The organism is Pantoea sp. B65 (genome assembly GCF_047308185.1).
In the GTDB taxonomy this organism is placed as follows: Bacteria; Pseudomonadota; Gammaproteobacteria; order Enterobacterales; family Enterobacteriaceae; genus Erwinia.
Genome location: NZ_JAHXPU010000020.1, coordinates 36399 through 47987, shown reverse-complemented (window position 1 = coordinate 47987; position 11589 = coordinate 36399). Strand labels below are relative to the sequence as shown.

Annotated in this window: 10 protein-coding genes; 3 read left to right on the top strand and 7 right to left on the bottom strand. The window is 52.5% G+C overall.

Annotated elements, in window-relative coordinates:
* Positions 1 to 27: 27 nt before the first annotated feature.
* The gene (locus JWF83_RS09015) at positions 28 to 1335 is read right to left on the bottom strand and encodes an MFS transporter (protein ID WP_413649869.1); all 1308 of its coding nucleotides are present in this window, start codon (positions 1333 to 1335) and stop codon (positions 28 to 30) included.
* A gap of 636 nt (positions 1336 to 1971) precedes the next feature.
* Here JWF83_RS09015 and JWF83_RS09010 point away from each other — a divergent pair.
* The 3 genes from JWF83_RS09010 (at position 1972) to JWF83_RS09000 (ending at position 4183) form a co-directional block, all read left to right on the top strand.
* On the top strand, positions 1972 to 2871 hold the full coding sequence (locus JWF83_RS09010) for a LysR family transcriptional regulator (protein ID WP_413649868.1): 900 nt from the start codon (positions 1972 to 1974) through the stop codon (positions 2869 to 2871).
* Positions 2872 to 2996: 125 nt separating this feature from the next.
* Entirely contained in the window at positions 2997 to 3374 is a 378-nt protein-coding gene (locus tag JWF83_RS09005; RefSeq protein ID WP_413649867.1) for a pyridoxal-phosphate dependent enzyme, read from the top strand.
* A gap of 107 nt (positions 3375 to 3481) precedes the next feature.
* A complete protein-coding gene (locus JWF83_RS09000) occupies positions 3482 to 4183 on the top strand; it encodes a transporter substrate-binding domain-containing protein (protein ID WP_413649866.1) in 702 nt (233 codons plus the stop codon).
* Between the two features lie 24 nt (positions 4184 to 4207).
* Here JWF83_RS09000 and dauA read toward each other — a convergent pair whose 3' ends face one another.
* The 6 genes from dauA to JWF83_RS08970 form a co-directional block, all read right to left on the bottom strand.
* Entirely contained in the window at positions 4208 to 5905 is a 1698-nt protein-coding gene (gene dauA, locus JWF83_RS08995; RefSeq protein WP_413649865.1) for a C4-dicarboxylic acid transporter DauA, read from the bottom strand.
* A 319-nt stretch (positions 5906 to 6224) separates the two neighbouring features.
* Complete coding sequence (locus JWF83_RS08990; protein WP_413649864.1) at positions 6225 to 7088, bottom strand: DMT family transporter; 864 nt, start codon at positions 7086 to 7088, stop codon at positions 6225 to 6227.
* A gap of 261 nt (positions 7089 to 7349) precedes the next feature.
* Positions 7350 to 8210 (bottom strand): ribokinase, encoded by an 861-nt coding sequence (locus tag JWF83_RS08985; protein WP_413649863.1) that lies wholly within the window; start codon positions 8208 to 8210, stop codon positions 7350 to 7352.
* Positions 8211 to 8212: 2 nt separating this feature from the next.
* The gene (locus tag JWF83_RS08980) at positions 8213 to 9070 is read right to left on the bottom strand and encodes a MurR/RpiR family transcriptional regulator (RefSeq protein WP_413649862.1); all 858 of its coding nucleotides are present in this window, start codon (positions 9068 to 9070) and stop codon (positions 8213 to 8215) included.
* Entirely contained in the window at positions 9070 to 10041 is a 972-nt protein-coding gene (locus JWF83_RS08975; RefSeq protein WP_413649861.1) for an ABC transporter permease, read from the bottom strand. The genes JWF83_RS08980 and JWF83_RS08975 overlap by 1 nt, the downstream gene beginning before the upstream one ends.
* Positions 10042 to 10075: 34 nt before the next feature.
* A complete protein-coding gene (locus tag JWF83_RS08970; protein WP_413649860.1) occupies positions 10076 to 11578 on the bottom strand; it encodes a sugar ABC transporter ATP-binding protein in 1503 nt (500 codons plus the stop codon).
* Positions 11579 to 11589: the final 11 nt, after the last annotated feature.

Below are 11589 nucleotides of genomic sequence, written 5' to 3'. Positions count from 1 at the left end.
ACAGCTTCTGCTTAACCTGCCGCCGCCTCAGGTTTTCACTGCCACCTGCGCGCGCAGGCTGTTTCTTTCTTTTAAAACCGCGATAGAAATCAGGCAAAGAATGTTGGCCGCAATCAGGTAGTAGCCCGGCGATACCGGGTTGCCGGTCGATTTAATCAGCCAGGAGAAGACGATCTGGGCGGTACCGCCAAACAGAGTGATGCCAAACGCATAGGCGATGGAGAAGCCGGTTGAGCGGATGTATTTCGGGAAGTTTTCACACAACACCACCAGTACGCCGGAACCACTGATGCACTGCAGGGCGGCAAAGATGGCGATTACGCTGAAGAATACCGTGTCGCTGCGGACGGTATTAATCAGTTCCAGACCCGGCAGCAGTAATAACAGCAGGATCAACCGGGGGACAATAATGGTGACTTTCCTGCCAAAGCGATCGGCCATCCATCCCCCCACCAGCGAGAAAATCACCACACAGATACCGATCAGTATGGTTGAGACCATCGCCGTGCCCGGAGCAAAGTGCAGCTCATTAAGGGCGTATGTCGTCATATAGTTGAGGAAATATTGCGTGATGGTACTGCCGGAAAGCATGAAAATACCGATAATTACCAGCCCACGGTAGTTTTTAAACACCTCGTTAAGCAGGCCGCCGGTTGTTTTTTGCGCCAGATTCTCGCCGGTCTGAAAGGTTTCATGCAGGTTGCGTCGCAGATAGATGGCAATCGGCAGGATAAGTAAGCCAAAAGCAAACGGGATGCGCCATCCCCAGCTTGATAACTGCTCAGGCGATAAGACAACGGTCAGTGAGTAGCCAATCAGGCCGGCGGTAATCCCCGCCATGCCCTGCGCGACGATCTGCCAGCTGGCATAGAATGCACGTTTACCCTGCGGTGCGGCTTCCATAATAAAAGTGGTTGCCGGGCCCGCTTCGCCGCCCCATGCCAGTCCCTGCATCATCCGCACGACCACCAGTAGGATCGGCGCCGCAATACCTATGGTTTCGTATCCGGGCAGCATCACCAGCCCGCCGGTTCCGATGGTCATTAGCACCATGGTCAATAGCATCGCGGGCTTACGTCCCACCCGATCCGCATAACTGCCAATAAATATCGCGCCTAAAGGTCGCACAACAAAACCGATACCAAATACCGACACTGATAATAACAGGCTCATAAATGGACTGTTCGAGGGAAAGAAGGCATTCCCAATCATGACGGCAAAAGTTGCATAAGCACTGAAGTCAAAAAACTCAACCGCCGCGCCAAGAACGACGGCCAGCACTTCTTTGCGTGAAGCTTTCGGCCCTTGCCTGCTATGGCTTATTTCACTCGACATTTAAGGTCTTCCTCAATGTGTTCATGCGAACGACAGAATTCTTCTTCACCGGAACCGTTTCGTTGCGAAGAAGAGCTGATTATTTTTTCACTACCGGTGCGGCCAGTTGCCAAAAGCGGCGATATTCACCCCGCAGAAGTGGTGGCGGGAGATCAGAGATATAGCAAACCACTCGCCAGGCCTCTATCACAAATCAGCTGGCTCAGTGTCTATAAAATGTGTGCACTTAAACAGCCGACAGCAAATAAGAAAACCCTATACATAAATATAACCAATTGAATTATATTAATTATTAGGGTTTAAGTTATTTAACAGCCAGTGATGCCATGGCGGTAAAGGGGAACTTATGCACTCAAAATGTGCGCCCTCCTGCTGTTTAACCGGCTGGCTGGCACTCAGGGTACTCAGCCAACACAATGAATAGTAAGCGGTTTTTTTTAGCGCCCTCGCGCAGCGAAAAAGAGGCGCGCACGGCGGCACACAAATGGATCCTGCTGCCTCGTAACGGGGCAATCGGCTTAACGCACCGGCTAAATCAGCCGGCATAGCCTGATGGCGGAAATTGCCACAGAGTGGCGCGAAAATTGCCGGGTTGATGTACTAAGCCGGTAGTCTTTTGATTTTAAGGGGGAAATTATGCAGTTACGTGCCCTGAGATACTTCAGTCAGGTGGCTAAATCCGGCTCGCTACGCGAAGCCGCCGATAAACTGTTTGTCACCCCTACTGCGGTAACACGTCAGATTGAGATACTTGAACACTTCTATGGTGCAGCGCTGATTGAACGCAGCCCGCGCGGGATAAAACTGACCCGCGAAGGCGAGTATCTGGCGCAGGCAGTCGAGGCCACATTACGTGAACTGGACCTGGTGAAAGAAAAGATATCAACGTCCCAGAGCATCGTTTCCGGCGCGATCAGGATCTGTTCGGCGGAGAGTCTGATCTCTTCTTTTATTGCGCCGGTGATAACTGAATTCAGGCAGGCTCACCCGCGGGTGACATTTGAAATAGAAATAGGCAGCGCACCCCATATCGCGCAGGAACTGATTTCGGGGAAAGCAGATGTGGCGCTGACATTCTATATGCCGGTAAGTGCTGAGCTACAGGTGACCAATTCCTGCGAACTGATGCATAAGGTACTGATGTCGATTAACCATCCCCTGTCCGGCAAAAGTTTTCTGACGCTGAGGGATGTCGCGCAACACCCGCTAGCCATCCCGCCATCGAACTATTCCGTCCGGCAGCTGCTGGAATCCGCCGCCAGACGGGAGAATCTGACCTTTGATATGCGCTTTATCACCAGCTCACTGGATATGCAGCAAAAGCTGGCCGTACTTGGGCAGGCGCTGATTATTCTGCCGCAGCTTAATGTCGATGACACGGCTGAACATGAGAAACTGATCGCCATCTCTCTGGCCGATCCGGTGATGGGAGTGGTTAAAGTCGATCTCTGTTTACCGCGACAGCGAACCCTCTCCATGGCGACCCGGATCTTCCATGACATGCTGTCGAAAAGAATCGATAAGCAAAATGGGTAGCTTGTTTTATTACTCTTCATTTTATCCAGATAATTGTAAACAGTATAACCTGTTACCCTGGGAGCGTTGGCCGCTATCTCAACGCCAGAATGCACAATAAACCCCTTTTTGTTGCTGAGAGCTTTATGGATCTACATATCAATACCCCCCTCATCGAATCACGCTCTATTAATGCCGCTCTCAGGGCTGGCCATACGGTGGAGCTGGCCACTATCAGCAGCGTTGCCAGCTCGCTGGGAGCCAAACGCGTCAGCGAACAGGCTTTGCGTTGTGCTGAGCAGCATCCGGTTCACAGTCTGTTAGTATCGGATCAGGAAGCTGTCGCCGCATGCAACCGCTTCCTTGATGACCATCGGGTGCTAACCGAGCCGGCCTGCGGAGCCAGTCTCGCCTGCGTCTATGAGCGCAAAGCGGTGCCTGAACCCTACAAAAAGCCTCTGGTTATCGTCTGTGGCGGCGCCACCACTACCGCAGAACAATTACGTTTGCTCCAGTGCCGCTGAGTATGTGCCATTCTGAATGTGTGTTATCTGTTGGTGGCTGGCGCTATCCGCCGCCTGAATTTTAATCAACCATCCCTGAGGGGACGATAAAATGAAGGAACAAGCAAATGCCGTCGGTTAAAGAGTTGGGTTTAGCGCAAGCAAACAGGCTTTCTGTAGCCATTAATCTGGGTAACCCGGTGCTGGCAACCACCGAAGCCGATGGTCAGCCCGGGGGCATTACTGTTGCCCTGGCGCGGAAAATAGCGGCGGCGCTGGAGGTTGAACTGACCCTTTTCCCCTACTCTACCGCCGGGAAAGTGGTGGATGACGCCGCAGAGAAGCGCTGGGATCTGGCCTTCCTGGCAATCGATCCCAAACGTGCTGAAGTCCTGAGCTTTACCGAGCCCTATATGACCATCGAGGGGACGCTGATGGTCAAAGCAGCCTCTGAGTGGCAGAGCGTTGGGCAAATGGATAAGCCTGGCGTGGTGATCAATGTGGGTAAAGGCGCCGCTTACGATCTCTATCTGAGCCGGACATTAACTCAGGCCACACTGCATCGTTTACCTTCTTCTCAGCATGCTATTGCCGCCTTTGTTGCTGGTGAAGGCGATATGGCCGCCGGGGTGCGGCAACCGCTGGAACTGGTGGCACGACAAAACCCCGATTTTCGCGTACTGCGAGACAGTTTTACCCGGATTAACCAGGCTATATGTGTGCCGGTGGAAAAAACCGCGCTCTACGCCGCAGTGTGCTCACTGCTGGCGCAATGGCAACAGGATGGCAGCGTTGCCGCCATCATTGCTGCCAATACGCCGCAAGATTAATCTTGCGGCGCCACCGGCGCGGGTTCAGTCATGCAGGGCATTTAGCGCATCAGGTAAAGTGGCATAAAACTCCAGCCGACCCGGTACGGGGTTTACCTGTGCCCTGGCAAGAGTTTTTAATGGCTGAAACGGGATATCGGTAATGACCAGAGTTTTTCCTGGCGGAAGCAATTCGGCAAAACGCAGAAAGGCATTCAACCCACCGGCATCAAGCAGAGGAACCGCATCCCACTGCAGGATAAGTTTCTGCTGATCGCCATTCACCTCAGCAAGCAGCTGGGTGAATACCCGCTCCGCCGCGGCAAAGAAAAGCGGACCATTGATCCTGATAACCACAATATTCGCCGGCCACGTTCCCGAAAGAGTGGAGAAACTGGTCATCCCGGCTATCTGGCGCATAAACAACAGCGATGCCAGCACAATGCCAATGGAGATGGCGATGGTCATATCAAACAGCACGGTAAGGCTGAGGCAGATCAGCATGACGACGATATCGTCCCCTGGCGCGCGCCTGAGCAAATAGATTACCTTATGCGCTTCACTCATATTCCAGGCAACGATCAGCAGCAAGGCCGCCATTGCCGCCAGCGGCAAATAAGACAATAGCGGAGCAAGCACCAGCAGCGAGAGAATCACCATTAATGAATGGATCACGGCGGCAACCGGCGAACTGGCGCCAGCGCGTACGTTGGCTGCGGAACGCGCGATGGCAGCCGTAGCGGTAATTCCGCCAAAGAACGGCGCCAGGATATTGCCTAGCCCCTGACCGATCAGTTCATTATTGGATCGGTGTTTGGTTCCCGTCATGCCATCAAGCACCACGGCGCACAGCAGTGACTCAATCGCACCCAGCATCGCCATCGAAAATGCCGCCGGCAGCAGTGCCTGGATCATTGACCAGTCCAGTGTATGGACGACGCCGTCGGTGCCGGGCAGATTCCACGGCAGTACCCATTCTGGCAGGATCGGCGGAATACCCGTCCCCTGCGATCCGTCCTGCAGCAGATAGTGAAACTGCGAGCCGATGGTCGCTACAGAATAACCGGCGGCGGACATCGCCAGCATAACCAGCGTACCGGCGATCAGTGCCGGTAAATGCGCAGGGAAACGGATCCCGAACTTCGGCCAGCTGATAAGCACCAACAAAGTCACCAGGCCAGTCAATGTATCAGCCAGATTGAGAGTTGGCAGCGCCTGCAACAACGCGAAGAGTTTCTGATGGTAGTGCTCCGGCATCACAGTGACAGTCAGGCCAAACAGATCTTTCAGCTGCATGGTGGCGATAGTAATGGCGATGCCGGAAGTAAAGCCGAGGGTGACGGGCAACGGAATATATTCGATCAGGCGGCCAAGTTTCGCGACCCCCATCAATATCAGCAGGATCCCCGACATCAGCGTGGCAATCAGTAAGCCCGCTAAACCAAACTGCTGAGAAACCGGGTACAGGATAACCACAAAGGCGGCGGTTGGGCCGGAAACACTGAAACGGGAGCCACCCGCCAGCGCAATAACAATACCGGCGATGGCCGAGGTGTAAAGTCCGTGCTGAGGCGGCACGCCACTGGCGATGGCCAGAGCCATTGCCAGTGGGATGGCAATAATCCCGACAGTGATGCCGGCGATCAAATCCCGGCTGAAACGTGGAAGTGTGTATTTCTCTTTCCTGCAGGACTCAATTATGGCGCCCGCCAGTATTGGTTCCACAGGTTTGCGGTTTTTCATAGGTGGCCTGAATGTAAGAATATAAAGAACGTATTGCGCATAGGCTCGCGAAGCGATTACTGCTAAGAATACTCCCGCGCTAAGCGAAGCGGCAATCTTTTTGCTTATCACTCAAACACATCTGCCGTTATTACGCAGCAAAACAGCAGAAAAGACCCGTTCTGCGCCCGTTTCCGGACAGGATGACGATAAGCATGATGCTCGGGCCGCGGGCAAAGTTTACGCCCTAAGCCCTATTCTACTCCTGCCGGTATGGTTTCAATCAGCAGAACTCGCATACTTTTCAGCACCCTTTTTACTGTCTGTCCTGCGATCCGTCTTAGCCGGCCGCTTTCATATTGGCCAGACCAACACCGGCCAGAATGGTGAAAATACCGGCCAGATGAAACAGATGCAGCGGCTCGCCTAAAAAAATCAGCGACAATGTTACGCCAAATACCGGGATAAGATGGATGCTTAACCCCGCCCGCGCGGCGCCAATGGCTTCCACACAGCGGCCGTAAAGCAGATAAGAGAGGAAAGAGGGAAAAATACCGAGAAACAGCACCGCGGAAAAGGTGGTTCTGTTCCAGTTAGCCGCCACATCCGCATGCGATTGCCCTATCCAGAGTGGAAACACGGCAATCAGCGTGATAATCACCTGTACACCCAGCAATCCCATACGGTTAATGTCCGCCGGGATTTTTCTCAGCCAGAGAGTGTAAAGGGCAAAACTGGCCATTGCGCACAGCAGCATCAGATCGCCGGAGGAGAATGCCAGTTGCAATACCCCACGCGGATCGCCTTTAAAGATAATCGTCAGCACACCACCGCAGGAGATCAGTAGCCCGCTCAGTTGTTTGCCAGTGAGTCGGTTACCAAAAAAAATAGCGGAGAACAGCATGATCAGTACCGGCACGCAGGAATTCAGCAACAGAGCATTGGTTCCGGAGGTGTGATGCAGGCCAAAATACACCAGCAGGCTGAAGGCGGCGACACCACTGAGCGAAACGGCAATAATGCGCCCGGCATATTGCCGATAACGGCGAAAATCACGCCGGATATGGGACCAGGCAAAAGGCATTATTACCAGTAGTGCCACAGCCCAGCGCGCCAGCGTCAGTGTTACCGGCGGAACATCATCGCGAATGGCGCGCCCGACGATGTAATTTCCCGCCCAGAGCAGAGGCGGAATGATAAACATGAAAAAAACCAGTACTGTGGATTGAGCACGAGGTAAAGACGCGGTTTCAGTTTTCGGCACGTACACAACTCCTCTGTTATCGGCCTTGATGTTTGCTGAGCAGGGTATGGTCAGAAATTGCGCTGAACGAGGGGAAGTATGGCTGACGCCCCCCGGCCTTCCAGCAAGACCGGGAGAGTATCACCTGAACACTTAACGCAGAATACCCTGCTGCATTCAGGCCTGCGAGGAAAACGTTAAGCGCACAGAGAGGATAAGCGATTAACTGACGCGCGAAACGTGCAAGGCTGCCGCCTCGTTAGCTTTTTCCACCGCGTGTTCTAAAGGGATGTGATTGATTAACGATGTACATAGCACTCCCATAAAACAGTCGCCCGCACCGTGGGTACTGACTAATTTTACCTTAACCGCCGGCAGATTGTGTACCGCCTGTCCGCTTTGGCAAAATGCGACACCATGCTCGCCGGCAGTGACTATCACTTTGGCAAAACGCTGCGCCAGAGTTTGCGCCGCCAGGCTGGCGGAGCGCAGATCCTTCACCTCAACCTGACACATATCTCGTGCTTCAACGGCATTAACCACTAAAACATCGATACAGTTTTGCAGTGCGGGACTGATATCGCGTACTGGCGCAGCATTAATGCTGACCGATATGCCACGCTGCTTCGCCTGCTGCGCCGCGCTGAGGTTTACTGCTTCCGGCACTTCATTTTGCAACACCAGCATGTCCACGTCCTGCCAGAAAGCCTCCTGACTGAAAGTCGACAAATCAATGTGTTGATTTGCGTTGGACACCACCACTGCGCCATAATCGCCTTCCGCGTCGCTGATCGCCACGCTCATGCCGGACGGTTGCCCCTTGAGCACGGAAACATAACCGGTATACACGGAGTGCTTTTGCAACGTTTGTAACAGAAATTGCCCCGGTTGATCATCGCCAACTGAGCCGGCAAAACAGACTTCAGCTCCGGCAACCGCGGCGGCAATCGCCTGGTTACCGCCTTTACCGCCAAATTTATAAGCACATCCGGTTCCCATCACCGTTTCGCCCTTTTCTGGCCGATGATGGGCACTTAACATGATGTCGTAATGGAGACTGCCGACAACAACGATTTTGCCCATAGCTAATATTCCCGAAGGTCCTGAACCGCACGTTGAGTTTTCATCAGGTTCTTTTCCGCTTGCTTAAGATCTTTCTTGGCAATAGCCACAAACAGAGCATCCAGAATATTAAGCTGGGCAATGCGTGACGCAGCGTTTTCCCCTAACAAATGCGATCCCTGAGAGGTTGAATTGAGAACCACATGCGCATTACGCGCAATAGGCGACTCGGCATAATTGGTAATCGCAATCACTTTGGCGCCATTGCGCACGGCCAGTTTTACCGGATCGTTCACCGCACGGGTGGCGCCGGAATGGCTTATTGCAATTACCACATCATCGTCCGATAACACCGCCGCCGACATCAGCATGATATGCGCGTCATCATAAGCCGTAGATTTAATGCCGATCTTTAGCAACTTATGGGAAAGATCCCGTGCTACGGTGGCCGATCCGCCTACGGCATACAAATCAATATGGCGCGCTCTAAACATGATGTCTGCCGCGCGGTTGAATTCAGAGATATCCAGAATCGAAATAGTTTCTTCGATAGCCTGGATAGAGGTTCTGAATACTTTTGCCAGCAGTTGTTCCGACGAGTCTTCCGGCTCAATTTCCGCATGCAAGCTTGCCACTTCGGATTCGTTGTAATAAATCAGACTGCTTCTGAAATTTCTGAATCCTAAAAAGTTCAGCTTTTTGGCTATTTTTACGATCATTGCTTCAGAGACATTATTTTCCTGAGCAATCTCTTTTAATGAGGTTTGCTCAGTGATATCTGTTCTGCTGGTAATCGCTTCCACAACCCGACGTTCTAAAGGCGTCAGTTGTGGTAATCGCATACGTATTTGAGCGCCAATGGCTCGCGGATCCTGCTTCATTACCTGCCTCTTGTCGCCCGGTCAATCAACATTGCTATGATAATAATTAGCCCGGTGGCAAGCAATTGGTAAAAGGCCTGAATATTTAATAAAGTGAGGCCGTTACGTAACGCGCCAAGAATGATTGCACCAATAATTGTCCCGACCACACTACCCTTCCCCCCCATCAGTGAGGCGCCGCCAATCGCCGCAGCAGCAATTGCGTCCAGCTCCCAGAGATTGCCAATGGTGGGTTCTGCCGCCCCGAGCCGACCAATCAGGATCAACGATGCTAACGATGCCAGCGTACCTGAAATAATAAATACGGTAACTTTGGTCCTTTTTACCGGTACCCCGGCCACACGTGCGGCCTCCTCATTCCCGCCAACCGCCAGAATATATTCTCCCAATGGGGTTTTATTCATCACGGTCCACAGCACCAGGGCAATTACCGCCACAATAACGATCGGGGTTGGAATGCCGAAAAGCGTGCTGTTTATCAAACTGCGAAATTCCATCGGGATCCCGAATACCGGACTTCCGCCGGTATAAATCAGGGCAATGGCGCGGAATAACGACAAACCACCCAGCGTCACAATAAACGGCTGTAACCCAGCATAGGCGACCAGTACGCCACTGAAGACGCCGCATACCGCACCGATACCCAGCGTCGCCATAATCGCCAGAGGTACCGGCACACCAGCCACCATCATGGTGGCGCCCAGTACGGCAGAAAGCGCGGCGGTTGGTCCAACCGAAAGATCAATGCCGCCGGAGATAATCACCAGCGTCATACCCAGCGCAATCAGGCCATTAATCGAGGACTGCTGCAAAATATTCAGTAAGTTGGGTATGGTAAAAAATACCGGTGATAAAAATGAAAAGGTAATAACGATAATCAGCAAACCGATTAATGTTCCTGCATCACGCAGATTCAATTTAAACAGCGCCGAAACCTGGCCTACGGGCCGGGTATTACTTTGAGTCATCATAGTTATGGCCTTTATAATAAATGCAGGATAAGCGTTAAACAACAGCGTCCAGATCGTTAATCGCAAAGCGCGCAATGTTATCTTCCGTAATGGCGTCGCCCTGAAGTTCCCTGGTGATTTTTCCTTCTCGCATCACCAATACGCGGTCGGATATTCGTATAATTTCGGTCATTTCCGATGAGACCACGATAATGGCTTTTCCTGCCTGGGCCAGTTTTTCAATGAGATTATAAATCTCAGACTTGGCGCCGATATCAATTCCCCGGGTTGGCTCGTCAAACAAAAAAACTTGTGCGTCAGCGGCTACCCAGCGGCCAATAATCACTTTTTGCTGGTTGCCGCCACTTAAGGTACCGATGGTTTTATCAATACTGAGAGGACGCAGTTTCAGATCGCCCATGACCTCCAGCGCCACCTGGTTAAGTTTCGCCTTACGGATCATGCCGCCAAATGTGAAGTTACGCATCGAAGGCAGCGCCATATTCATCTTGACCGCGCGCTCTTTGATAATGCCCTCTTTTTTACGGTCTTCCGGCACCAGACCAATACCCGCGCGAATCGCTGCGCTGACGTTGTGATTGCGAACAGGTTGGTCGTTAACAAAAACCTCCCCGCTACTGCGTTTATCAATACCAGCGATCAACTTAAGCAGCTCCGTACGACCAGCGCCGACCAGACCGGCGATACCGAGAACTTCACCGGCATGCACACGAAAAGAGGCCGACTGTACATATTTGCCACGCGACAGCTTATCCACCCGCAGAACTTCGCGCTCGCTGGCCCAGGAGTTATGCTCAAGCTTGTCGATTTTGCGTCCGACCATTTTCGCCACAATGCTCTCTTCGGTTTCATCGGCAATATTCACCACGCCGACCTGCCGCCCATCACGCATGATGGTTGCGCGGTCACACACTTTGAAGATTTCATTCATTTTATGTGATACGTAGATCAGCGAGACGCCAATTGATTTCAGATCCGCAATCAGTTCAGCCAGGCGATCAAATTCGCGCGGCGTCAGGCTGGATGTGGGTTCATCCATCGCAATAATTTTCGCGTCATCCAGCATGGCTCGGGCAATTTCAACAATTTGCTGCTGCGAGACTTTCAGGTTTTTGATCGGCTCGTTGGGATCGATAGTCGGATCGAGCTGATTCAATATTAATTTTGCTCGCGCCAGCTGTGCTTTCTTATTTACCCACAATCCACTGGCTTGCGTCAGCGGGCGCCCCAGAAACATATTCTGTGCGACGGAGAGCTCCGGAACATGCTGCAATTCCTGATGGATCATAGCGATACCAGCATGGCGTGCGCTGAGCGGATTTTTCATCTGCACCGGCTGTCCATTGACGCTGATCTCGCCGCTGTCAGCTGCCCGTACCCCCGACAGAATATTCAGCAATGTGGACTTACCTGCTCCGTTCTCACCGATAAGGGCATGGACCTCACCAGGTTTCACAGAAAAATCCACATCCTGTAACGCGGCGGCGTTGCCGTAAGTTTTGCTAATGCCGCGCATCGTTAAGCGATACTGTTCCATACACCCTCCGC

Coding starts and splice junctions, on each gene's coding strand:
- JWF83_RS08990 (WP_413649864.1), bottom strand. CDS start 7,088: ATGTTTATCATTCCGCCTCTGCTCTGGGCGGGAAATTACATCGTCGGG.
- JWF83_RS09010 (WP_413649868.1), top strand. CDS start 1,972: ATGCAGTTACGTGCCCTGAGATACTTCAGTCAGGTGGCTAAATCCGGC.
- JWF83_RS08980 (WP_413649862.1), bottom strand. CDS start 9,070: ATGAAGCAGGATCCGCGAGCCATTGGCGCTCAAATACGTATGCGATTA.
- JWF83_RS08985 (WP_413649863.1), bottom strand. CDS start 8,210: ATGGGCAAAATCGTTGTTGTCGGCAGTCTCCATTACGACATCATGTTA.
- JWF83_RS09015 (WP_413649869.1), bottom strand. CDS start 1,335: ATGTCGAGTGAAATAAGCCATAGCAGGCAAGGGCCGAAAGCTTCACGC.
- JWF83_RS09005 (WP_413649867.1), top strand. CDS start 2,997: ATGGATCTACATATCAATACCCCCCTCATCGAATCACGCTCTATTAAT.
- JWF83_RS08975 (WP_413649861.1), bottom strand. CDS start 10,041: ATGATGACTCAAAGTAATACCCGGCCCGTAGGCCAGGTTTCGGCGCTG.
- JWF83_RS08970 (WP_413649860.1), bottom strand. CDS start 11,578: ATGGAACAGTATCGCTTAACGATGCGCGGCATTAGCAAAACTTACGGC.
- JWF83_RS09000 (WP_413649866.1), top strand. CDS start 3,482: ATGCCGTCGGTTAAAGAGTTGGGTTTAGCGCAAGCAAACAGGCTTTCT.
- dauA (WP_413649865.1), bottom strand. CDS start 5,905: ATGAAAAACCGCAAACCTGTGGAACCAATACTGGCGGGCGCCATAATT.